The sequence below is a fragment of the Sphaerochaeta sp. PS genome, from assembly GCF_032144095.1.
Lineage (GTDB): Bacteria > Spirochaetota > Spirochaetia > Sphaerochaetales > Sphaerochaetaceae > Sphaerochaeta.
Map to the genome: position 1 here is coordinate 236,047 of NZ_JAVSNJ010000002.1, position 24,130 is coordinate 260,176.

Genomic DNA, 24,130 nt, shown 5'->3' on the forward strand with positions numbered 1-24,130 from the left:
TATACTCTTTAATAGTTAGCAATGCCTAACTAATGGAGGGGCCCATGTCAGAAGAACTTTTGTTGCAACACTGTTCACCAACGTTGGCTGCACTCAAGGCCGGGAACATGTTCTCCTGCCCGTATGGTTCCATGCCGATGCTTGAACAGACGGTACAGACATGGAATGCAAGACTCAACAGCAAAGGTGTAGAGATCCTGATATTGAGCAAAAGCTCAAACACCGCCCTCATCTATGTCTATCGCCCTGCCCTGCTTGCTGAGGAGCTCCAAAAACAGGAATCCAAGGATCTTCTCACTACCTATGGGTATCCGGTAGATACACCCCAGGCATCCCTATCCTATCTCTCCGACAAACTCCTGCAACAAGGGGCGTTTCCCCATGAAATCGGACTTTTTCTCGGCTATCCCTCTACCGATGTCCGCCTCTTCATTGAGAACAAAGGGTGCAATGGGAAATGCGATGGGTGCTGGAAGGTCTATGCAAATGAACTAGAAGCAAAACAACGATTTGCCCAATTCAAAAAATGTACTGCATTGTATATCAAGAAATACAAGGAAGGAAAACCCTTGGACAGCTTGGCAGTAAGGAAGGTAAGCCTATGAAAAAGATAGCGGTAGTATTCTATAGTGGTACGGGAAACACCGAGGAGATGGCAGGAGCGGTCTCCGAGGGAGCCAAGACAGCAGGATCTGATGTCAGGATCATCCATGCGGAGTCTTTCACCCCAGAGATGATGGATAGCTATGATGGAGTCGCCTTTGGCTGCCCCTCGATGGGGGTCGAGGAGCTTGAGGAAGAGTACTTTGAGCCCATGTTCTCTTCCCTTGAGGGAAAGCTTCCAAAGAAGCGCATTGCCCTCTTTGGCTCCTACGGCTGGGGTGACGGAGAGTGGATGAGGAGTTGGGAACAAAGGACCAAGGATCTTGGTGCCATCCTGGTTTCCGAACCTGTCATCACCGTCGAAGACCCCGATACCACCGCCATTGCTGCGTGCAAGGCATTGGGAGCCGCACTGGCCACATACCAATGAACCCATTTTCACTCTCTTGGACCACCTTCGGGTGGTCCTTTTTCTGAAAAAGGGCACAATGGGAAACTATGTAGCTATCTGTTTCGATCGGAAGCCAATCCCATCAGATGGTAGGTAAGCTTTGCTGCAATGTAGGGACAATGGTGCGCCATCGGATTCGGGGCGAGTTCAACCACATCGCAGCCGATGATGGTCCTACCCTCGGTAAGCACATCCAACAAGGTAATGGCATCCCACCAGAAGAGTCCACCCGGGTCAGGGGTGCCGGTGCTGCCCATAAGGGAGGCATCAAGGCCATCGACATCGAAGGTTATGAACAGTTTCTCGGGGAAGGAATCGGGTAGCCTTGCCGAGGCTAGCCCACCCTTTCCATATTTCAGGGCGTTGACAGCACTGCCATCAAGATGGCCGACACCGAATTCCTCCCTGGCCTGCAGATCTTCACTGCTATAGTTACGTATCCCTACCTGAAACAGGGGAATGCCCGCTTCAACCGCACGTTTCATGACACTTGCATGGCTAAAGATAGACCCTTCATACGCCTGGCGCAGGTCCATATGTGCATCGAACTGGAGGATGCCCACCTCCCCTTTTGCATAGGTCGCGCTAATCGCCTGGATGGATGCATTGGTAACGCTGTGCTCTCCCCCAAGAACGACGGGAACCGAGCCTTGGGAAAAAGCCCGGCTGACCAACAGCGAGGCCCTTGCAAACACCTCCTGTTCACTCTGGATATAGGTACAGGAGATGGCGTCGGTGGTATGGATACCAAACAAGCCGGGTTCTCCAAACCCCTCAACCAGTTTTTCCAGCTGACCGGAAGCTTCCAGGATGGCCTGGGGTCCTTCCTTTGTCCCTCCCATGTAGGAGACGGTCTCTTCCAGGGGAAAGGGGATGACATGGAAATATGCCTCTCTTGGTGAGCTATTGGGATATTCTGAATCTAAAAAATAGGATTTCATTGTTGTGAGTCCTTATGACAAACGGTTTTTGTAATCCTCGTAGGAGAATTGTTTGACAACCTCATAGCAGCCATCGCGCCAGATGCCGATATCGGGATGGGCCAGGCCATTGAACATCGTGGTCTTTACCATGGTGTAGTGCATCATGTCCTCGAAGACCAACCTATCACCAATTTTCGGCATGGTAGCGAACCGGTACTCCCCTACCCAATCACCTGCAAGGCAACTCGATCCCCCAAGTCGTACGCCGCTTTCGCCATCCTTGCAGACAACGGCCCCACGAACTGAGGGGGTGTAGGGCATTTCCAGGCAGTCTGGCATATGGGCGGTAAAGGAGGTGTCCATCATGAGCGTATCGATGCCATCACTGGTGACGATATCCAGCACTTCGGAGACCAGGACCCCTGTCTGCCAGACATAGGCAGCCCCTGGCTCAAACATAAGTTCTATGTGGGGATACTTCTGCCGGAAAGACTGCACGGTCGCAGAAAACAGGGCCAGGTCATACCCTTTCCGGGTAACCAGATGGCCACCTCCCAGGTTAAGCCAGGTGATGTTGCCGAAGAACCTCCCATAGAGCTTCTCGACATTGGCAAGGGTAGCCTGCATCTCTTTAGCCCCACTTTCACAGAGGTTGTGGACATGGAGGCCTGTAATTCCCTCAGGAAGCATGGTCAGGGCATCGGGCTGGATGCCCAGCCTCGAGCCAGGTGCACAGGGATCGTACAGCTCTGTTGCAACCATATCCAGCTTTGGATTGACCCGGAGGCCTGCCTTTGCCCTTCCGAGGCGATTCTTGTAGAGCTCATACTGGCCCAGGGAGTTGAAGGTGATGTGACTGGATAGTTGGGAAATGGCATCGAACTCATCGGGTTGGTAGACAGGGGCGTACGCATGGACATGAGAAAAATACTCTGATGCCAGGCGTGCTTCATTGAGCGAGCTGGCGGTAGCCCCTTTTGCGCACGCTGAGATCTCACCGAACACCCTGTGCATGCCAAAGCCCTTGAGGGCAAACAGGAAGGTAGAGCCCAGGCTCTGCTGCAGGCCCCCAATGAGAGCGAGGTTCTTCTCAAAGGCATCATACTCCAGCACAAAGGCTGGAGTATGGGTTATTCTTGTGCTGTCAAGCATGGGCCGTTTCCTCTTTGGGGAACGCAAGCTCTCCATCGATGACAACCTCCCAGGGAAGTCCCAGTTCGGGAAGGAGGGCCATGAAAGGATCTGGATCGAACTGTTCCATATTCCATACCCCAGGCTTCTTCCAAACTCCTTGGGCCAGAAGCCTTCCCCCAATGGAAGCAGGGACCCCGGTGGTATAGGAGACACCCTGGGCCTTGGTATCCTTGTAGGCAGCCTGATGCTTGCAGTTGTTGTAGATGAAGACGGTCCGTTCCTTTCCATCCTTGATGCCCCGCATCTGGCACCCTATGGATGTCTCACCGGTATAGTTCTCCCCAAGGGAAGAGGGCTCAGGCAGTACAGCCTTGAGGAACTGCAAAGGCTGGATCTCCATACCGTTGTAGAGGATGGGTTTGATGCTGGTCATGCCTATATTTTCGAGCACCTGCAAGTTGTTGATATACTCCTTGGAGAAGGTCATCCAGAAGCGAGCCCGCTTGATGGTGGGAAAGTGCTTTACCAAGGATTCCAGCTCCTCGTGGAAGAGGAGGTAGGAGGCCTTCGGCCCGATATGGGGATAGTCGACCATCTGGTTGATCTCCAATGGTTCGGTCTGCTTCCACACCCCATCCTCCCAGTAGCGACCCTTCTGGGTGATCTCCCTGATGTTTATCTCCGGGTTGAAGTTGGTTGCAAAGCTCTTGCCATGGGAGCCTGCATTGCAGTCGACGATGTCAAGGTAGTGTATCTCATCAAAAAGATGCTTGGCAGCATAGGCGGTGAAGACGTTGGTCACCCCAGGGTCGAAGCCGCTGCCGAGGAGGGCTGTGAGGTTGGCATCCTTGTACTTCTGCTCATAGGCCCATTGCCAGGAGTATTCGAACTCCGCCTTGTCCTTCGGCTCATAGTTTGCCGTGTCCACATAGTGCACCCCTGTCTCCAGGCAGGCATCCATGATGGTAAGGTCCTGGTAGGGAAGAGCCACGTTGATAAGCAGGTCCGGCTTGAAACTCCGGATAAGGGAGACCAGGGATGGGACATCATCGGCATCAACCTCTGCTGTGACGACAGGAACAGGACCTGCCTCTTTTGCAATGGCATCGCACTTGGCCTTGGTCCGGCTTGCAAGCATGATCTTTTCATACAGGTCGGTCATCCTTGCGCTCTTCTTTACTACTACATTGCCAACGCCACCGGCGCCAATTATCATCAAACGTTTTTTCATCGTATTCACTCCTCCTGGTCTGTCTCGTAGTAGGTGTATCCCCTCATGCCTGCGGTGTAGGCTGAGATGATCTTCCTTCTTTGTTGGGCTGTAATGCGACCTTCCTGGACTGCCTGTTCTGCCTTGGAGCGGATCATGGCTTCCATCTGCTTGGTATCATACTCCACATAGCTGAGCACCTCGGCTATGGTATCGCCCTCAAGCTCGTTATGGAACTTGAACTTACCCTCTTCATCGTAGGTGACGCTCATGACGTTGGTATCGCCGAGCAGGTTGTGCAGATCCCCCAGGGTCTCCTGGTAGGCACCGACAAGGAACACCCCCAGGATATAGTCATCATCCTGTGGAGGAGTATGCAAGGCAAGGGTGTTCTCCACCCCATTGCGTCCTATGAACCGGTCAATTTTTCCCTCACTGTCGCACGTTATGTCTGAAAGGATTGCCTGGCGGTCGGGCTTCTTGTCCAGAAGATGGATCGGCATGATGGGAAAGAGCTGGTCGATCGCCCAGACATCGGGCAGGGACTGGAAGAGGCTGTAGTTGCCATAATAGATGTCCGAAAGCTGCCGTTCCACAAGCCTGAGGTGGGCAGAAACATGCTCTTGGTCCCGTAACAGCAGGTATATCTCGCTGATGATGGACCAATAGAGGTGTTCGGCCGCAGCTCGTTCCCGCATGTTCACCTTTCCGTAGAGGAACTTGTTCCGGATCTCCTCCCGGTAGTAGTTGAGGTCGTTCAGGCACTCCTGTGCCGTATCCTTGTTGAGCATGGTCCGCACATACAACAAGTTGTCCAGGGCGGGCAACAGCTCTTCCGCTATGGGTTCTTCCCTTCCCTTCCCATTCCAGAATACATTGGTATCGAGGATGTTGAGAAGCAGGACCGAGTAGTAGGTCACCAGGGCCCTGCCAGACTCGCTGAGGATGGTAGGATGGGGTATCCTCTCCTCCTTGCAGATGGTCATGATCTCCTCAACCACGTCGGTGCAGTACTCGATCGTAGTGTAGTTCCGGCTATTGCTGTTGTCGGAATGGCTTCCGTCGTAGTCGATGGCAAGGCCACCGCCTATGTCCAGAAGGCCCATTGGAGCCCCTTCATGGAGCAGTCCGGCATAAAAACGGGCGGCCTCGGTGGCCCCCATCCTGATCGCCCGGATGTTTGGGATCTGTGACCCAAGGTGGTAGTGCAGCAGCTTCAGGCAATCGAGAATCCCTTCACGCCTGAGCATGTCCACCACCTCGATCACCTGGGTGGTATTCAAGCCAAATACACTTCGGTCCCCACCGGAGTCGGTCCAATGCCCACCGGCAACAGTGGAGGGTTTCATCCGTATGCCGATGTTTGGCTTGATCCCAAGGGCCCTTGACCGCTCTACAATGATGGCAGCCTCACCGGGCATCTCGATGACCAGGATGGTCTGGATACCAAGGGCCAATGCCTTCAGTGCAAGGTCGATATACTCCTCGTCCTTATATCCGTTACAGATAACGTAGGCTTCAGGGTCATCAACATAGGCCATGGCTATGAGCAGTTCAGCCTTGCTTCCGGTCTCAAGGCCATGGTGATACTGCTTGCCGAAACGGCAGATCTCTTCAATTACCTGCTGTTGCTGGTTTACCTTTACCGGATATACCCCACGGTAGACCCCCTCATACCCAACCTCTTTGATGGCAGAGGCAAAACTCTCGTTGATGTGTTGGATACGATCGTCAAGGATATTGCTGAAGCGGAGCAGGACAGGCAGCTTGGTACCCCTATCCTTCAGGCCCTGGGCGATCTTCAACAAACTTATGGATGATTCTGGGGTGTCCCGTTTAAGTCGGACTTCCACCTCCCCATCTTCCTGAATATGGAAATAGCCGTTACCCCACTCCTCGATACGGTAGAGGTCAGCTGAATCTTTGATGGTCCACTCTTCGGTTGGTTTCCTATACATAAACCCTCCTCATATTGGTAAGGCCCAGTATAGCAGATAAGCAAGATAGATAACATGGTAAAGCTATAGGCTTTATTTGAGGGGTTGTATGGAGGTTCCATCCTGCAGCTACAGCCGTGCTAGCAAGGCCTTCAGAGCCTCAATCTTCTCCGGTGACAAGGGGCCCTTTACATAGCCTGACACTGTGCCATCTGAGGCCACCACCGCAAGGGTACTCTCCCTATCCAGCGGTAGGTTAGCCCTCTTTGCAAACGATTCGGCCTTGGAGATGAACAGGATGGCGACCCTACCGGGATCGACAAGTCCCACATAGGACTCATACAGGGCCTTCCTGATGGCTCCCTTCACAAAGAAAGGTACCCCTGCGAGGACAGGAAAATGGTATACAGGGATGGACCCGACAACATTTGGGTTGTCATTGAAATAGGTCTGCCACCCAAGCAAAGAACTCTGTTGCTCCTCACCGTTCTCCCGGTCGGTTCCAAGGGAAAGGGCAAAGATAGCCGCTCCCTCTTGTAGTGCATCCTGGGGAAAAAGGAAATCCTTTCCATCGGAGCTCTTTGTCTTCTCCTCTTCAAAAGAGGCTGAGAAGAGCATGCAGGAGCTGAATGCCAACACCAATACCACAGCCAAGGTTTTTTTCATCATGTCCATGGTATACCCTACTAAGGGGGAATCGCATAGTCTCCTCCCTTCACCTGCCAGAAATCTCTTGACAAATGTCTTCGTTGGGTTCAATATCCTATTGATATCATTTTGATATCTTATGGCTCTTTGTTTAGGAGGTTCCCCAATGATCGAGAACACATCACCGGACTATGGACAGGAGAAGGTTTTGGACAACCCAACTAGTGGCATGCTTTTCCTTTTGGCAAACACCCTGCTCATCATCGTATCAATCCTTGTATTTGTATTGGCCATGATAGTAAGCCTACCCTTGGTTGGGAGGGTTGTGCTTATCGTAGCCACAGCCTTGTATGGGTTCATCGTAGGGCCCATCCTCTATGCTGGCCTTAAGGTCATCAAGCCCAATGAAGCCTTGGTACTCACCCTGTTCGGCAGCTACTACGGTACGATCAAAAGGCCCGGGTTCTTCTTTGTGAACCCCTTCGTAAGTGCAGTCAATCCAGCGGCAAAGGGCGAGCAAGGGTCGACCAAACCGATGGCAAAGAGTCTTGAGGAGACCATGAAATTCTCCTCTGGAACAGCCATAGCCTTCCCGAACAAAAAGATATCCCTGAAGGCGATGACGCTGAACAACGACAAGCAGAAGGTAAATGATGCCTTGGGCAATCCGATCATCATCGGGGTTGTGGTCATCTGGAAAGTGGTCAATACCGCAAAGGCTGTCTTCAATGTGGACAATTTTGTTGAGTACCTTTCCATACAGTGCGACTCGGCCCTCCGCAATGTGGTAAGGCTCTTCCCCTACGATGCACCTGAAGAGGAAGACGAGAAATCCTTACGAGGCAGCAGCAAGGAGGTTGCAGATGACCTGAAGAGGGAACTCTCTGCAAAAGTTGAGTTGGCAGGCCTTGAGATTGTGGAAGCCAGGATCACCCACCTCTCCTATGCTCCGGAAATCGCTGCCGTGATGCTGCAGAGACAACAGGCTTCAGCGATCATCGCAGCACGGCAGAAGATTGTCGAAGGGGCCGTAGGGATGGTGGAGATGGCACTGAAGCAGCTGAGCGAAAAGTCTGTGGTTGAGCTGGACGATGAGAGGAAGGCTGCGATGGTGAGCAACCTGCTGGTGGTACTTTGCGGCAACCGCGATGCCCAGCCTATCGTAAACAGCGGTTCCATCTATTAAAGGACAAATTGAAAGGAAGATGACCCATGGAGAGTAAGGAAACAGGAAAAAAACAGGTACTGCTTCGACTGTCATCTTCGTTGTGGAAAGAACTTGCTTCCTGGGCAGAGGATGACTTTCGTTCCATCAACGGCCAGATCGAGTATTTGCTTACCGAAAGCGTAAGAAAGAGAAAGCCAAAGGCTCCAGTTGATGACAAGGATACAGAGTAACCAAAAAAGATAGGAGAGAGAGAGTAGACAAGCAAACGCCCCTGGATTTCCAAGGGCGCTTGGTTGTTCTTTCTAGGCTCAGATCACTCCACTCTTCTTCAGGTCATTGATGTTCAACGACTTTGCATAGGGTGGTTCAAGCTTTCCCTCATTGACCATCTTGATGACTGCATCACGGTATGGGGAAGTGAGGTCTACACCAACGATCTTCCAGTTGTTGTCTACCATCGGCTTGATGGTCCCTTCCTTCTTGATATGCTCTACGAGCATGTCACGAATCGAGTTGGGGGACTCCCACTGCTTGGTGGCCTTTACCAGCTTCTGTGCCTTCAGGGCAGAGGAGTAGCGGTAGTTGTTTACAGCCAGGGTAAGGGTCTGGGTGTCGGAAAGGGGTTTTCCCTTAAACATGACATTCACGATCCGTTTCCCTACAGGTTTTGAGAGGTCGATCTGGTAGTCAACTCCGGCAAACATGTCATACAGGTATCCAGGCTTCTCAGGATTGAAGCTGATGGAGATATCACCGCTCTTCCACTGGTTGTAGCAGGCGGCTGACCACTCCATGTATGCCTTCAGTTCGGCCCCGGTAACCTCAACCTTGTAGAGGGTGTTGTCGAACTTGTAGATGCCGAAGATCGTCCCGTAGTTGATGTTTCCAGCAAGGATGTTGCTGGTATCTGCAAAGAGGGCTGCAGCCGATACATCGGCACCGGAATTTGCGAGCTGGACAGCATTGATGAGGTCCATGACAGCGGTATCACGAAGCTTGCCTTCAGGAATACCCTTGATCTCATTCTTGGGTTGGAAATCAACAGAAGCCGTACCGAAGATACCACCACTTGGGGTACCGTCAGCAGAGGGGGCCCCACCGGAGATGAAGTCACGGGTCTTCTGGTGGGCTTCCATGATGAATGCATCCTTGCGAATCAAATCGCTTGGCGCAAAGGCATCCATCTTGACGATCTCGATCTTGCGGGAAATCACATTCTTTGCCTTATCGAGGCCCAGGTCGATGCGGATAACCTCTGGTCCAAGGTTCTTGGCTCCCCCGACTACCGTGGTACCTTCAATGTTCTTGAGGGTATTGTGGTCATGGCCAAGGATGAGGACATCGATCTCGGGGCAGAGGTCCAGGATTGCGTTACCGCCGTCACTGCCTTCCTCCTCGTCATATTCAGGGTAGATACCTACATGGGCTACGGCGATGATGATGTCTACCTTGTCCTTGATGATATCAACCACCCTTCTGCAAGCGGGACCTACAGGGGCGAACACGAAAGGATCGGTCTTCTCCCCATCCCAACGAGGAGCGTTGGGGTTGGTAAGGCCGATGATCCCGATCCGTACATCCCCACGGGTAATGATGGTGTATGGCAGTGCTGCCATCGTTCCATCGACCCTGGCCATATTCGCAGCAAGCACCGGGAAATCGGCGAGGGTCTGGATCCTCTTGATAAGTTTCTCCCCAAAGTTGAACTCATGGTTTCCCAGGGTAAGGCTATCATACCCCATAAGGTTCATCGCCCTGATGACTGGGTGGTCACCATCCTGCTTGTTGTAGATATCATCAGTCATGATGTTACCTTGGATGACATCCCCATTGTCCACAAGAATGACATGTTGTTCCTTGGAACGGACCTCTTCGACATAGGATGCTATCCTTGCCATTCCATTGTTGGTGGTTTCCTTGTTATCTTCATAACTAAAACCCCATACGTTTCCATGCAGGTCGGTCGTCGCGAGAATGGTCAGGTTTTGCGTTTCAGGCAAAGGTTGGGCGCTTAGCAAGCCCAACGAAAACGAGAGGACCATCATAACGAGGACAAACAGCTTCAGACCGCGTTTTCTCATCTCTTCCTCCAAGCCCGGACCGAAACATATGCAACAGACCAGTCGATCCGAACGATTTGCGTGATAGGTAATTGTACCACTGCCTGTATCCCTCCACAACAAAGAAAGGGAATAGCGATAAGATTTGTCGGCGACCTAAACCCTATACCTATCACCCCTCTTGGACAGTTTCTGGATAGTGGATAGATTCCTCTGCGATCATCTCGACAAACAGGGGCGCAAGCTCAGGATCAAACTGGGTATTGCTGCAGCGCACTATCTCTTGCATTGCCTCCTGCAGTGAGACACCACTACGGTAGGTCCTTTGGCTGGTCATTGCATCAAAGGCATCGCACAACCCAAGGATACGGGAATTGAAGGGTATCTGCTGGCCTGCAAGCTTGTTGGGATAGCCTGTTCCATCCCACCGTTCATGATGACAGAGCACCTGCTCGGCCATGGGTGCATAGAGGGTGACCGAACTGAGGATGTTGAACCCAATCTCCGGGTGTCGGAATATCTCGTTCCACTCCTGGCCACTCAAGGCACCTTTCTTGTTGAGAACCTTATCGGAGATGGCGATCTTCCCGATATCGTGCATGACCGCTACCGTACTCAAATCCTGGATCTCTTTCTCAGACAGTCCCAACTTCATGCCAAAGCGTGTTGCCAGGGAGGCTACCCTCTTGCTGTGCTCCATCTCCCTGGAGCTCTTCCTGAAGAGGGATTGGAGCAACAGGTCTATCATCTTTAGCCGTGCACCCTGGCTTTCTACAACCTTGTTGCTTAAGAGAGTATCCTCAGCTCGCTTATGGAGCTCCCCGATAGACATCTGCACATACTCCTTCTTTGCATATCCAATGGAGATGGAGAGGCCATACCACAAAAATGACTGTTCGGAGAGGGCCTCCTGGATCTGTTTGATCACCCGCTCGGCCACCTGTTCATCAGAATTGGTAAAGAGGATTGCAAACTCATCACCATCGACCCTAGCAACCAGTTGGCCTGGATGCCAGGGCCGTTGCAGGATAATGGCAATTTCGGTGAGCAGGGAGTCACCGGTTGCATGGCCATAGGCCTCATTGATAAGTTTCAACCCATTGATATCAAGCAACATCAAGATCAGGGGATAGTTGGTTGACCAATCCAGCTCCTGGACCCTTGCATAGAACGATTGCCTGTTCAACAGGCCAGTGAGGGCATCGTGGGTGCTCACGTAGTGCAGTTTGCTCAGCTGTGACCGCTTCTCCGTTCCATCGATGAAGATGATTACAACCCCGAGTATCTTGCCATCATCATCCAGTATCGGGGAGACATTGTCTTCGATGGAAAGTAGCTTGCCACCCTTGTCGATCAACCTGACTTCCGTGTTGTTATACTCCTTGGGAAGACCGGTCCTGAGGACTGCATACGCCCAGGGTTCACACGCCTCCAATGTCAGACCATCGACAATATGAAAGATATCCCGCAACTCCCTACCCTTCGCATCCTGGATGGACCATCCGGTCATCTTCTCTGCCAACCGGTTCATGGACACTACCCTAGCCTCGGTGTCGGTGGTGATGACTCCCTCCCCAAGGGAACGCAATGTAGTCTCCATAAGTTTTTTCTCTTCATTGTCCCGTCTTTGCAACAGCTGAAAATGCTCGGAGGCTTCCTGGGCCTTTTGTTGCTCGACCCTTGCCCGCCTACTATTTTTCAGGATGCCCACCATGAAGAGTACCAACAGGAACACAATGCAGAGGGCTGCGGTAATTTCTGCTGTACGCAACCTTGCGAGGGAGTAGAAATCCCTCGTCCTGAAGGTAAGGCCAAGCCCTAGGCCTGTTGGTATGGACGAGATGGGGACCAAGACAGTTGTCCAGGTTCCAAAGGAGTCGGAATAGGGTTTTGTTATTATGGGACCGCCAACCAATTGGGAGCTGAAAGTCCCATCGGGAAAGGAATGAAAGGGCTGTCCCACTTCCAGAGGATGGATGGTTCCAGATTCAATGGAGTATAAAAATGCACTCTTGACCGCTGGTATCACGGAGACTGTGCTCGACACCCTCTGGGTAAGCTCTAGATGTTCGCCCCCACCTGCACCTTGTGCAAAATCCTGAAATGCAAGCAGTTCATCAGCTGTAAAAAATGTTGAGAAGATATGAACGCCATTGATAACCTTCTCCTCAAAAGTCTTGGTAATCGCATGGTATGCAAAAACTGCAGAAAAAGCAGCAACTGCGCACAAAACCAATACAAGCAGGCCTGGCGAGAGCCTAATGGAGGAGAAAGTTTTTTTTTGGAACCGTTGCATGTGACCTTCCCTAGTACTTCTAGAAGGAATCATACAACAAAAAACAAGAATACTGTAAAAATTGCTGACAAATAGCGATAATTATTTACCAAAACAAGACACTATATAGAAAGTGTATAGAGCCGAATATCCGCAAATATACACAATGAAGCCTATGGCTAGAGATCAACGGTATAGGCTCTTCCTCACTTCCTTCCCTTCAGAGAATTCGGCCTCATACTCGATCTGTCCCAGTTTGTCATACCTGATCCAGGTTCCCTGTTTTTGTCCGTTCTTGAAATTGCCGACCTGCCAAAGCATCCCGTTCTCACGGTAGAAGACCCACTTGCCTTCCATCTGCTCGTCCCCTACCACAGGTCCCTGGGCTTTTACCATTCCTGTCTTGAAATAATAGGTAAGAATATTTCCCCTCTGGGAAGAGATTTTTTGCCCATTTGCATAGGTCTTTTCTCGTTCCATGGCATCAAGCTCCTTGTACATCTTCCTGCAAGAAGCTTACCATAGATTGTACAGGTAAACCATAAGGATGGGACGCATTGCAACCTTTTTCAGGTTGTACTATAGTTTATGGCGATATTTCTTGCAAAAGGCAGGTCCTCATGAGTGGACAAACCCACAAAAGATTTGCAGCAACCTTGGAATCAGAACGCCTCCATTTCCGCCATTTCTCCGCCCATGACGCCCAGGATCTCTTTGAGTATGCAGGCGATGAGGAGACAGTTCGCTATCTCACCTGGCCAAGGCACAAGAGCGTCCAGGAGTCTGAAGAGATCATCCACAAGCTCCTGTCCAACGACCAGACCTATGCCATTGTCCTCAAGCAAACTGATAAGGTAGTAGGTTGCATCGACCTTCGATTGCTGACCGAAACGCAGGCATCCTTTGGCTATGTTTTGAACAGGGCATACTGGAACCAGGGTTTCATGAGTGAGGCGCTGCACTGCATGCTTGACTACCTTTTTGAGGAACTTGGAATGGGGGAGGTGGAAAGCTGTCATGAGAAGGAGAATCAAGCTTCAGGGAGGGTAATGACAAAATGTGGGATGCGATGGACCCACCTTGCCTTGGGGGAGACCATGTTTGGAAAGGTCAGTGATAACCAACACTACAGCATAACCCGGGAGCAGTGGAGCGAAGGAAAAAAATCCAGTAGCTGCTAGAGCATCAGGATAGATCTCGGCTCCTGCACGTTCTCTAGAGTTGTTCAGCGCTCATCAACATATGGTACAATGGGGAGGTCCTAACACTATTCCTACCCTTGGAGGTCCTTGATGCATGCCCCTGATCTTTCCCTTTTGGAATTTTGCAAACGAATCATCGGTGTAGAAGGCCTGTCAGGGTCTGAAAAACCTGTAGCAGACCTCATTGCAGAAGAGATGCAGAGAGTTGGGTTTGATGAGGTCATCAGGGATGGGTATGGCACCATCATTGGCAAGGTCAGGGGGAATAGGCCTGGAAACCTGATGTTTGAAGGGCATATGGATACGGTAGGTATCCAAGACCGTGCGTCCTGGAAGTATGACCCCTTTGGTTCAGACTTTGTTGACGGCAAACTCTATGGGCGGGGAACAAGCGACATGCGCTGCGCCCTTGCTGCCATGGTCCATGCCATAGGTTCGCTCGCCAAGGAAGGGAACAGGAACCACGCAACACTCTCTGTCGTGGCAGTGGTACATGAGGAGATTTTCGAAGGCATTGCCTTTGGCAAGGTCTTGGACAGGTATGCTCCCGACCTAGTGGTGCTTGGTGAGGCTTCAGATCTCAAGTTGATGTTGGGCCAGAAAGGAAGGGCTGAGCTTAGCATAGAGACCTTTGGGAAAAATGCACATTCAGCCCACCCAGAGAAGGGAAAAAATGCCATCGAGGCGATGGAAAAGGTCTTGCATTGCCTTCCACTTATGCCCACCCCAACCTGTCCACTGCTTGGTGAAGGCATCATGGTTGTCACCGATATCCTCTCCCATCCCTACCCGGGTTGCTCTGTCATCCCGGACCTCTGTACGATTACCATCGACCGAAGGACGCTCGTTGGGGAGACGGAGCAATCCCTGGTTTCAGGGATACGGGAACAGTTGCTGCAGGTTTTCCCCCAAGGGGAGCATGAGTTTGCCTGTTCGGTCAAGACAAGCAGAGAAACATGCTATACAGGGGCGTCCTTGGGAGGGAGGCGGTTCTTCCCCGCATGGGTCATTGATGAAGGGTCACCCTTCGTTGCCTTTGGCCGGGAGGCGATGAGGCAAGCGGGGCTTCCTTACGCTACAGGCTACTACCCTTTCTGCACCGACGGCAGCGAGAGTGCCGGAAACCGATCGATTCCTACCATCGGCTTTGGACCCTCCTCACCCACGATGGCACATGTCATTGACGAGTATGTCAAGTTTGAGCAGGTCCTGGTTGCCAAGCGGGTGTATGCAGAATTGGCAAGGGTCTTCCAACAGTTGCCCTAGGGTATGCCTCTTGGTACCACAGCCTATACTTCATGCTCTGATCATGCGATCCAACCGTTACATAAGAGGCAGGACATCACATGCAAGAAGATATTTCCTTTTTTTTGTACAGGGTATACAATATCTCTCTAGAATTTACCAATATGCAGTGCTATATTGAAGAACCGCCTTTGATCCTCCTTGTGATGAATACCCAGGTTAGCGGCGAATCTTACGTGAATGGAAGGCATCAGACAAATGGGAGACAATGAATCTGCAGACATACGAAGGCAACTGTTACAATGGGTCCAACCGATTATCCTGATATTGCTTCTACTTGTCTGTATTCTTGCACTCACGACCAATGCGGTGGGTTCCTATCAATGGAAAACCTATCCACCCCTCATAGCTGGCCTCATGGCCATTGATCTTGTTGCTTGGTATTTTACCTGCAAAAGAAAATTTCTGGTTTCCACCCTATTGACGGTGAGCATCGCATTGCTCGGCTCCTGGGGATCGATCCTGATTGATGCCCAGCACGGGATAACAGAGTTTTTTCCCCTTATCTATGTTACCATAACGGTCATCCTCTCAAGCGTTAGCCTGCCACTTCTCTATACCCTGGTTATCGCATCACTGCAGTTTGTACTGCTTTCCCTCATTGTCTTCTCCACCCCCGCCCTGATGGCTCGCAACTGGGCGAGCTTTCTCTCCTATGTGCTGATGGTCTCCGCCTTGAGCATGGTTGCCAACTATATACGAACCCGTCAGGTCCGGATGTTTATGGAAAGCTCCATCAGGGACCACCTGACAGGGCTGCTCAACAGACGCTACTTTGATGCAACCCTGGAGGATAGGGTCAAACGAGGTTCTGAAAAGAATATCTCCTATGGCATCATGTTGATGGATATCGACAATTTCAAGCGCTACAATGACAACTTCAGCCATGCCACGGGGGATACCATCCTCCAGAGAATAGGGAGCTTCCTGTCTGGAGAAATGGAGAGGAACAGCATTGTATGCCGCTATGGTGGTGATGAGTTTGCCATTATCCTTCCTGATACCAACAAAAATGAGCTGTTCATGATAGCTGACAAAATCCGCTTGGATGTGAAGGATCTGGACATCTCAGACATCTGCCCCAGCTACCCCCAGCTCTCCCTTTCCATAGGTCTGGTCCTCTTTCCCGAGGATGAATCAACATGCGAGGATTTGATGGCCCATGCCGATCGGTATCTCATGATCGCCAAGGAACAGGGAAAGGACCGGGTAATGTCCCGATAAAGTCTTGCCAATTTCATCCGAAAGGTTGCTTATCAAATCGAATGAAGTTATGATTCTTCCCATCAGCAAATCAAAATCAGGAGGTGCCGAATATGGCTAAATCCCAGGACGCAAAGAAAGAAGAGAAAAAGAAGCCTCTTAAAACAGCCAAAGAAAAGAAACAAGAGAAACTCGAGAAGAAGAAAAACAAATAAATTCTTCATGGGGCGATGGTTCCCATGCATTCAGGCTCTTGCTATTCCATTCTGCAGCCCAAGCGGGACAACATTGTTGCAACCCCTTGGGCTTTTTTCCGCCTAAACGCAGGTTGCAACAAAGGTACCCATTCCGACACGCTACTATGCCAAAAGGCAGAGTTTCCCAGGTGATAGCCCTTTTCTAAATTATATTGTACACTATTTTATGTTACGACACCTTTATTGTATTGAATTACCACCATTTTGGTAGTATTCTTCAGGTGGTGACTAGACCAGCAATTATGTGGCTGTTGTATCAAAAATAATGAACTCACTATCGGAGGAGATGTATGAGTAATACGATTTTTCATGATCAGGACCCTGCAGAGACCAAAGATTGGTTGGATTCTATAGATGGAGTTATCGCAAAGGAAGGGGCTCAGAAGGTAGATTATCTACTCTCCGAACTGACCCAATCTGCACGCAAACAGGGGGTGAACACCTCCCCTGGGGTAATAAGCCCCTATACAAATACACCAATACAGGGGACTGCAGCGACCATTCCACCTGAAGAATCTCTCATAGCCAGAAATGTTGCCGCTTTTGTACGATGGAACGCCATGGTCATGGTTGCCCGTGCAAATGCCGAGGGCAAGGGCCTGGGTGGACATATCGCAAGCTACTCTTCCGCCTCTGCAATGTATGAGGTTGGATATAACTGGTTCTTCAAGGGTCCACAGGCTGAAAATGGTGCTGACCTTGTCTATTTTCAAGGCCACTCTTCTCCTGGGATGTACGCAAGGGCTTATGTGGAAGGACGGCTTACCGAAGAGCAGCTGGACAACTTCCGACAGGAGGTCGATGGCAAGGGCCTTTCGTCCTACCCCCACCCCTACCTGATGCCGGATTTCTGGCAGTTTCCCACCGTATCGATGGGCCTTGGCCCTTCGATGGCGATCTATCAGGCCCGATTCATGAAATACATGGAATCGCGGGAGCTCATGAAGGTCGGCGACAGGAAGGTCTGGGTCTTCATGGGTGATGGAGAGTCGGATGAGCCAGAATCCCTTGCAGCCCTCACCTTGGCAACACGCGAGCATCTGGACAACCTGATCTTTGTGGTAAACTGCAACCTACAGCGCCTTGATGGACCTGTCCGTGGAAACGGCAAGATCATACAGGAACTGGAAGGCAAGTTCAGGGGTGCCGGCTGGAATGTAATCAAAGTAATCTGGGGAACAGAGTGGGACGAGATATTTGAAAAGGATACCAAGGGTATTCTTTTGCAGAAGCTCTCCACCATGGTCGATGGCGAGTTCCAGACCCTCCAGTCAAGGGGACCCACATACCTGAGGGAAAAGCTCTTTTCAGGCGATGAGTATCTCGAGGCCCTGATAGAGGGCAAGAGCGACAAGGAGCTCTGGCAGCTGAGCCGAGGGGGCCATGACCCCAGAAAGGTCTATGCAGCCTTCCATGAAGCTTCCAAGCACAAGAACGAGCCTACAGTAATACTCTTCAAGACGGTCAAGGGCTTTGGCATGGGATCGGGAGAGGCCTCGATGGGGGCTCACAACCAGAAACATCTTGATGGTGAGGAACTGCTCGCCTTTAGGGATCATTTCCACGTCCCCATCACCGATGAGCAGGCCAAGAGCCTTGCCTTCATCAAACCCGATCCGGAGAGCAAGGAAGCAAAGTTCATTGCACGAAGGCGTGAGGCAATGGGAGGGCCTGTTCCTTTCCGTCATAGCAAGGGCGAGAAACTGAACGTCCCTGAGGCCAAGGAGTATGATGACATGCTCACCTCTTCCGGTGAGAGGGAGCTCTCCACTACCATGGCCTTTGTCAGGCTTCTCACCAAGCTGGTAAAGGACAAGAACATAGGAAATCGGGTTGTCCCGATCATTCCTGATGAGGCCAGGACCTTTGGCATGGAGGGTCTGTTCAGACAGATCGGTATCTACTCCTCGGTCGGACAGCTCTATGAGCCCCAGGACAAGGAGGCTTTCTTGTGGTACCGCGAGGATGTAAAGGGGCAGATCCTTGAGGAGGGGCTCACCGAAGCCGGTGCAATTTCCTCCTGGATAGCTGCTGCAACCTCCTATGCAAACCATCAGAAGACCATGATTCCCTTCTACGCCTTCTATTCGATGTTCGGCTTCCAAAGAGTTGGGGACTTTATCTGGGCTGCTGGGGACAGCAGGGCCAAGGGATTTTTGATGGGAGCTACTGCAGGAAGGACGACACTCAATGGTGAAGGCCTCCAGCACGAGGACGGCCATGGCCTGCTTTTGGCTGCAACGCACCCCTCCTGCCAGGCCTACGACCCGACCTTCTCCTATGAGCTTGCCATCATCATCGAGGATGGCCTGAAACGAATGTTTGTCGACGATGAGAACATCTTCTACTACATCACGCTGATGAACGAGAACTATATCCATCCAGAGATGCCCAAGGGTGTCGAGGAGGGTATCAAGAAAGGTGCCTATCTCTTCAGGAAAGCCAAGAAGAGCAAGGCCCCTGTGGTACAGCTCATGGGTAGCGGAACCATCTTGAGGGAGGTCCTTGCAGCTGCAGACCTTCTCCAAAAGGACTTCGGTGTCGAATCCGACATATGGAGCATCCTTGGGGTAAATGAACTGCATCGTGATGGCATAGCGGCAGATCGGTACAACCTCACCCATCCTGAGCAGGAGAAACAGGTGGCCTATCTGACCAAGGTCATGGAAGGCCATACGGGTCCTGTTGTCATCAGCACAGACTACCTACGGGCCTATCCTGAACAGATCAGAAGGCTCATACCCCAGAAAAACGTTACCATCCTTGGTACCGACGGCTTTGGCCGTTCTGACTTCAGGCATGCTCTGCGTAGGTTCTTTGAGGTTGACAGGTTCTATATCGCTCTCGCTGCCCTCAAGGGCCTTTCCGATGAGGGAACCATCCCTGCCAAGAAAGTGCGTGAAGCCATTGAGCTCTATCACATCGACATCGACAAACCCAATCCTCTGTTGAGTTAAGGAGATTTACGACATGGCAGTAAAGCAGATACTAATCCCAAATATTGGGGATTTCGCGGATGTTGCGATCGTTGAAGTATATATCAAGGTTGGCGACACCATTGCAATGGAGGATTCTGTCCTCTCGCTGGAAAGTGAGAAGGCTGTGATAGACATCCCCTCCCCCTATGCAGGTACCGTCTCCAAGATATTGGTAAAGGAGGGCGACCTTGTTTCCAAGGACACCCCCGTTGCCGAGATCGAGGTCTCCGGCGAACAGGCTGATGAAGGCAAGAAACCTGAACCTCCCAAAAAAGAAGAGGAAAAACCCCTTGAGGCAAAAAAACCAGCCGAGACCAAGGCAGAAGTGCCCAAGGCTGAAAAGCAGGAGCCAGTGAAGGAAGAGAGCAAAACAGACCTGGTCAACGAACAGGAACCCGGAGCCCTCTATCACGCAACCCCTTCGCTACGCAAGTATGCCCGTGAGCTTGGGGTCGAGCTATCCCAGGTGACCGGTACCGGCCCCCATGGCAGGATCTTGCATGAGGATGTCCAGGCCCTGGTCAAGAAGGCCCTACAAGGTGGGTTTTCCAAGACAACTGGTGCAAAGATTGAGCTGGAGGACTTCTCAAAGTATGGGAGTGTTGAGCGCAAAGCCCTCTCCCGTATCCAGAAGATATCCGGCCCTCACCTGCAGAAGAGCTGGCAGATCATCCCCCATGTCACCCAGTATGACAAGGCAGATGTCACTGACCTGGAGAGTCTGAGAAAGACACTCAAGGAAGAGATGAAGAAGCAAAAGGATGGTGAGGGTCCGACCATCAGCATCCTGCCGTTCATCATCAAGGCAGTGACTGCCGCATTGATGAAGTTCCCTGAGATAAACGCTTCGTTCGATGAGGATGCCGGTGAGTTGATCCTCAAACACTACTACCACATTGGGGTAGCGGTCGATACACCGGAGGGTCTTGTTGTACCGGTCATCAAGGACGCGGACAAGAAAACCATCACCCAACTGGCGGCTGAGCTCGCCCAGATAAGCCAAAGGGCGAGGGAGCGGAAGCTCAAGGGCGAGGACCTTTCAGGTGGCTCGTTCAGCATCTCAAGCCTTGGGGGAATTGGAGGGACTGCCTTCTCCCCGATCATCAACCCACCACAGGTTGCCATACTGGGCGTTTCCCGGCTGTCGAAGGAACCGGTATGGAACGGTGAGGCCTTTGTGCCACGGGACATCCTCCCCTTCTCCCTAGCCTATGACCATCGGGTCATTGATGGGGCAACAGGGGTTCGGTTCACCACCTATCTCGCCTCACTGTTGGGCGATATTCGAAGGGTACTGCTCTAAGGAGGTAGGTACAGATGCGAGAAATACAGACTGACCTCTTGGTCCTCGGAGGAGGACCTGGTGGATATAGTGCAGCCTTCAGGGCTGCTGACCTTGGCCGGAAAGTTACCCTCATTGGGAAGGAGGATGTATTGGGAGGTGTCTGCCTGAACGTAGGCTGCATCCCTTCCAAGACCCTGCTCCACTTTGCAGAGGTGATAGAGGAAGCTGAAAAGCTTGCCCCTCTTGGTGTTTCCTTCGGCAAGCCCACCTTTGACCTTGCCAAGATGCGAGCCCATAAGGATTCTGTGGTGGGAACCCTCACCTCGGGCCTTGAGTCGCTGTGCAAGGCCCGCAAGGTTGAGCGCATCATCGGAGTCGGAACCTTCCTCTCCGATACTACCCTAAAGGTCCAGACAGAAAAGGAAGAGCTACACCTTACCTTTACCGATCTGATCATCGCTGTTGGCTCCCGCTCGGTCCAGATACCAGGAATTCCCTTTGAGGATGAGAGGGTCTGGGATTCGACCAAGGCCCTCGACCTTGCCTTCATCCCTGACCGGTTGGCAATCATAGGAGGGGGGATCATTGGCCTTGAAGTGGCTACGATGTACCACGCCCTTGGTTCGAAGGTGACCATCATCGAAATGATGGATTCCCTCATCCCTCCTGCTGATAGGGACCTGAAACAACCTTTGGTGAGGAAGTTGAAAGGCCAATACGAGGCCATCTACACCTCAACCAAGGTTGAGAAGGTGGAAGCAAAGAAAGAGAGTCTGGTACTCTCGCTGAAGGGAGAAAAGGCACCACAGACCATCGAGGCCGATGCTGTGCTGGTGGCGGTGGGTCGTAAGGCAAATTCCGATAGGATTGGCATTGAGCACACCTCACTGAAGACCACCCAAAGGGGTTGGATCGAGGTGGACAAGAAACTGCGTACCAACGTTGCACATATCTTTGCCATCGGGGATGTTGTAGGAGACCCCATGCTTGCCCACAAGAGTAGCCATCAGGGTAAGGTAGCTGCAGAGGTTGCCTCTGGCCTACCTTCTGCATTTTCGGTCATGGGCATTCCCTCTGTTGCCTATACCAACCCCGAGGTTGCTTGGGTAGGGCTGACCGAGGCTGAGGCCAAGGAGAAAAACATTGCCTACAAGAAGGGTTCTTTCCCTTGGATGGCAAATGGAAGGGCCTTGAGTGCTATGGCTTCCGAAGGGGTGAGCAAAGCCCTCTTCGACGTGAAGACAGGCAGGCTCCTTGGTGCAGGTATTTGTGGAAAGAATGCAGGGGAACTCATCGCCGAGGCCACCCTTGCCCTTGAGATGGGCTCGGTTGCCGAGGACATAGCCCTCACCATCCATGCCCACCCTACCCTCAGCGAGACCTTTGCCGTTGCAGCTGAGCTTGCAGAAGGGATTGCTACAGATACCCTGAACAGGTAACCAGAAGCTAGGAGAACGACTACTTGATTTTCATACCCACCTGCAGTGCAGGTGGGTATGATTTTGTGAGGAAAACAATTGTGCTATTGAGAGCCTACGGAAAAAGCTCCGAAAGATCGGGTCAGTGGAACTCCTTGTCCATCCATGCCAAGAACTGCTGCTCATCAAGGGGCTTGGAATAGAAGTAGCCCTGCACCTGGTGTATCTGGGCAGAACGGACAACATCCAGCTGTTCCTGGGTCTCAACCCCTTCGGCAACGATCTGCTTATTCAAACGGTGGAGCATCGCAGAGATCAAGGAGAGCAACTCATACCGGTTCTTGGAGTTGGAGACCACACTACGGTCGATCTTTACGATATCAAAGGGAAGGGTAACCAGGGACTCAAGGTTTGAATAACCGGTGCCGAAATCATCCAGCATGAAACGGATGCCTTTCTTCTGGAATGCTTCCCAGGACCTGTTCACAAACCTATTTGCATCAAGGACCATCGATTCTGTCACTTCAAACCATATCTTTCCAGGATCTACCGGTGATTGCTTAAGCACATCGAGCAATTTTTGGGAGGCCTCACTATTGGAAAGATCTTCAGAGGATATGTTTATGGAGATATGGGAAAGATGCAACCGTTCCTTGTTTTCCACGATAAAGGAACAGACTTTCTTCAATATGATTTCTGTAAACAACGAAATCAGGCCTGCCTGTTCTGCAAGGGGAATGAACTCTCCGGGGGAGAGCATACCCAACTGGTCGTCCTGCAGACGCATCAAGGCTTCTGCAGCTATGGGACGGTTGCTCTCAACGTCAACCACTGGCTGGAAATAGACCTTCACCATATCCTGATGTACCACTGCTTTCCTCAGGACGGAGAGGACATTGAGCTTGCGCTGTCTGACATCGATGAGCTTCTGGTTAAAGATGATTATCGACTGCCGTCGTTTCTCCTTAATCTCCATCATGGTAAAATTCAGGGAGTCAACAACCTCTGCAGTGGTATTCTTTCTGAGGGGGGTCTCGACAATGGCAATGTTCACATGAAATGAGACCTGCACATCCCCGACCTTCCATCCTTCTGAAATCTTCACCTGGATCACTCTTACAATGCGTACAAGCTCATTATGGGAAAGATGGGGAAACAGCAGGAGAAACCGATTGCCTCCCATACAGTATACGGAACCGTTAAGTAAGGTGGATCGAAGGAATAATGCAAAGATACGGAGGACCTCATCTCCTTTCTCTTCACCGTAGCGTTCGTTTATGAGACGGAAATTTTCAATGTCTATCATGAGCAAGCTTGCTTTCCCGTTCGAGGAGGTCAGGCGGGTAATGGCCTCTAGGGAGGACTGATAATTCGGCACCTTGGTTACCGGATCCATCATCAACTCCTTGCGTTGCCACGAGAGGTAGCTGACCAAAAGCATGAAGATACTGCTTACTGCAAAAAGGTAGGGTTGTCTGAACACCTCAAAGAGGATGACAGAAAGCAAAAGGAAAAGAGCAGAAAGGATCATGAGCATACGAGGGGCCCTCGTAATCTCATGCCTTTTAGCCAAGACAATCACCAACTCCAGCACTATGAAAGAGATGCTCAATCCCAACATGAGGGGAATGCCATACCCACCTATGAGCAGTGCTTCATCTGAAAACAGATAGAGTTTGCCGATCGGGATATCGGCCAATGAAAGACCGACAAAAATCCAGAGGAGTATTTTCTGGCTGAGTATCACAGGTTTTGCACTTTTTCTTGAGAGTACCCGCTTTTCGATTCCGGTCATCCAGACGTAGACAAGAGCTGGAATCGAAATTACATGGAGGATCATTGTTACCTTTGCGTACAAAGACCAGAATTGTATAATGTTGCTTAGGTGCAAGTGGATGTTGATTGCAAGAACGAGATAGACGATGCAAATGTTTTCATCAAGCAACATCCCATCATCTCTGCAATCAATGCACTCTGTAGCAGTCTTCAAAGCATTCCTATGGCCAAACCTAATGGCCAATACGATTGCCAAGGAAAAGAGCTCTATCACGATCAGTTCCATGTGGATTCTCC

At 51.2% G+C, this 24,130-nt stretch carries 19 protein-coding genes; 10 read left to right on the forward strand and 9 right to left on the reverse strand.

Going from position 1 to position 24,130, the window contains the following annotated elements:
* Nucleotides 1-44: 44 nt before the first annotated feature.
* Both ROJ03_RS03635 and ROJ03_RS03640 read left to right on the forward strand, forming a co-directional pair.
* Nucleotides 45-605, forward strand: a complete 561-nt coding sequence (locus ROJ03_RS03635; protein WP_313725627.1) for a DUF3793 family protein — start codon at nucleotides 45-47, stop codon at nucleotides 603-605.
* The gene (locus tag ROJ03_RS03640) at nucleotides 602-1,033 is read left to right on the forward strand and encodes a flavodoxin (protein ID WP_313725628.1); all 432 of its coding nucleotides are present in this window, start codon (nucleotides 602-604) and stop codon (nucleotides 1,031-1,033) included. Before ROJ03_RS03635 ends, ROJ03_RS03640 begins: the two co-directional genes overlap by 4 nt.
* A gap of 74 nt (nucleotides 1,034-1,107) precedes the next feature.
* Here the strand turns inward: ROJ03_RS03640 and ROJ03_RS03645 are convergent, their stop codons facing one another.
* The 5 genes from ROJ03_RS03645 to ROJ03_RS03665 all read right to left on the reverse strand — a co-directional run bounded on the left by ROJ03_RS03645 (nucleotide 1,108) and on the right by ROJ03_RS03665 (nucleotide 6,924).
* Nucleotides 1,108-1,995, reverse strand: a complete 888-nt coding sequence (locus ROJ03_RS03645; RefSeq protein ID WP_313725629.1) for an agmatinase family protein — start codon at nucleotides 1,993-1,995, stop codon at nucleotides 1,108-1,110.
* A gap of 12 nt (nucleotides 1,996-2,007) precedes the next feature.
* Nucleotides 2,008-3,129: a carboxynorspermidine decarboxylase gene (gene nspC / locus ROJ03_RS03650; protein ID WP_313725630.1), complete on the reverse strand. Its 1,122-nt coding sequence runs from the start codon at nucleotides 3,127-3,129 to the stop codon at nucleotides 2,008-2,010.
* A complete protein-coding gene (locus ROJ03_RS03655) occupies nucleotides 3,122-4,342 on the reverse strand; it encodes a saccharopine dehydrogenase family protein (protein ID WP_313725631.1) in 1,221 nt (406 codons plus the stop codon). The genes nspC and ROJ03_RS03655 overlap by 8 nt, the downstream gene beginning before the upstream one ends.
* A gap of 5 nt (nucleotides 4,343-4,347) precedes the next feature.
* Entirely contained in the window at nucleotides 4,348-6,279 is a 1,932-nt protein-coding gene (gene speA / locus ROJ03_RS03660; protein WP_313725632.1) for a biosynthetic arginine decarboxylase, read from the reverse strand.
* Between the two features lie 108 nt (nucleotides 6,280-6,387).
* Nucleotides 6,388-6,924, reverse strand: a complete 537-nt coding sequence (locus ROJ03_RS03665; RefSeq protein ID WP_313725633.1) for a hypothetical protein — start codon at nucleotides 6,922-6,924, stop codon at nucleotides 6,388-6,390.
* A 148-nt stretch (nucleotides 6,925-7,072) separates the two neighbouring features.
* Between ROJ03_RS03665 and ROJ03_RS03670 the strand changes: the two genes are divergently transcribed.
* Together ROJ03_RS03670 and ROJ03_RS03675 are read left to right on the forward strand one after the other, a co-directional pair.
* On the forward strand, nucleotides 7,073-8,092 hold the full coding sequence (locus ROJ03_RS03670; protein WP_313725634.1) for an SPFH domain-containing protein: 1,020 nt from the start codon (nucleotides 7,073-7,075) through the stop codon (nucleotides 8,090-8,092).
* Between the two features lie 26 nt (nucleotides 8,093-8,118).
* Nucleotides 8,119-8,304, forward strand: coding sequence for an Arc family DNA-binding protein (locus ROJ03_RS03675; protein WP_313725635.1), 186 nt, complete (start codon nucleotides 8,119-8,121; stop codon nucleotides 8,302-8,304).
* 78 nt (nucleotides 8,305-8,382) lie between these two features.
* Here ROJ03_RS03675 and ROJ03_RS03680 read toward each other — a convergent pair whose 3' ends face one another.
* The 3 genes from ROJ03_RS03680 to ROJ03_RS03690 form a co-directional block, all read right to left on the reverse strand.
* Complete coding sequence (locus tag ROJ03_RS03680) at nucleotides 8,383-10,155, reverse strand: bifunctional metallophosphatase/5'-nucleotidase (protein ID WP_313725636.1); 1,773 nt, start codon at nucleotides 10,153-10,155, stop codon at nucleotides 8,383-8,385.
* Between the two features lie 151 nt (nucleotides 10,156-10,306).
* Entirely contained in the window at nucleotides 10,307-12,430 is a 2,124-nt protein-coding gene (locus ROJ03_RS03685; RefSeq protein ID WP_313725637.1) for an HD domain-containing phosphohydrolase, read from the reverse strand.
* A gap of 165 nt (nucleotides 12,431-12,595) precedes the next feature.
* Nucleotides 12,596-12,889 carry a hypothetical protein gene (locus ROJ03_RS03690; protein ID WP_313725638.1) on the reverse strand — a complete coding sequence of 98 codons (294 nt, stop codon included), beginning with the start codon at nucleotides 12,887-12,889 and terminating at the stop codon, nucleotides 12,596-12,598.
* Between the two features lie 140 nt (nucleotides 12,890-13,029).
* Here ROJ03_RS03690 and ROJ03_RS03695 point away from each other — a divergent pair, with 140 nt between their 5' ends.
* The 6 genes from ROJ03_RS03695 (at nucleotide 13,030) to lpdA (ending at nucleotide 22,078) form a co-directional block, all read left to right on the forward strand.
* Nucleotides 13,030-13,590, forward strand: coding sequence for a GNAT family N-acetyltransferase (locus ROJ03_RS03695; RefSeq protein ID WP_313725639.1), 561 nt, complete (start codon nucleotides 13,030-13,032; stop codon nucleotides 13,588-13,590).
* Nucleotides 13,591-13,701: 111 nt separating this feature from the next.
* On the forward strand, nucleotides 13,702-14,877 hold the full coding sequence (locus ROJ03_RS03700) for a YgeY family selenium metabolism-linked hydrolase (protein ID WP_313725640.1): 1,176 nt from the start codon (nucleotides 13,702-13,704) through the stop codon (nucleotides 14,875-14,877).
* A 237-nt stretch (nucleotides 14,878-15,114) separates the two neighbouring features.
* A complete protein-coding gene (locus ROJ03_RS03705; protein ID WP_313725641.1) occupies nucleotides 15,115-16,140 on the forward strand; it encodes a GGDEF domain-containing protein in 1,026 nt (341 codons plus the stop codon).
* Nucleotides 16,141-16,666: 526 nt separating this feature from the next.
* Complete coding sequence (gene aceE / locus ROJ03_RS03710; protein WP_313725642.1) at nucleotides 16,667-19,333, forward strand: pyruvate dehydrogenase (acetyl-transferring), homodimeric type; 2,667 nt, start codon at nucleotides 16,667-16,669, stop codon at nucleotides 19,331-19,333.
* Between the two features lie 13 nt (nucleotides 19,334-19,346).
* Nucleotides 19,347-20,657 (forward strand): 2-oxo acid dehydrogenase subunit E2, encoded by a 1,311-nt coding sequence (locus ROJ03_RS03715; protein WP_313725643.1) that lies wholly within the window; start codon nucleotides 19,347-19,349, stop codon nucleotides 20,655-20,657.
* Nucleotides 20,658-20,671: 14 nt separating this feature from the next.
* Nucleotides 20,672-22,078, forward strand: coding sequence for a dihydrolipoyl dehydrogenase (gene lpdA, locus ROJ03_RS03720; protein WP_313725644.1), 1,407 nt, complete (start codon nucleotides 20,672-20,674; stop codon nucleotides 22,076-22,078).
* A gap of 121 nt (nucleotides 22,079-22,199) precedes the next feature.
* Here the strand turns inward: lpdA and ROJ03_RS03725 are convergent, their stop codons facing one another.
* Nucleotides 22,200-24,119 (reverse strand): bifunctional diguanylate cyclase/phosphodiesterase, encoded by a 1,920-nt coding sequence (locus tag ROJ03_RS03725; RefSeq protein ID WP_313725645.1) that lies wholly within the window; start codon nucleotides 24,117-24,119, stop codon nucleotides 22,200-22,202.
* Nucleotides 24,120-24,130 lie beyond the last annotated feature (11 nt).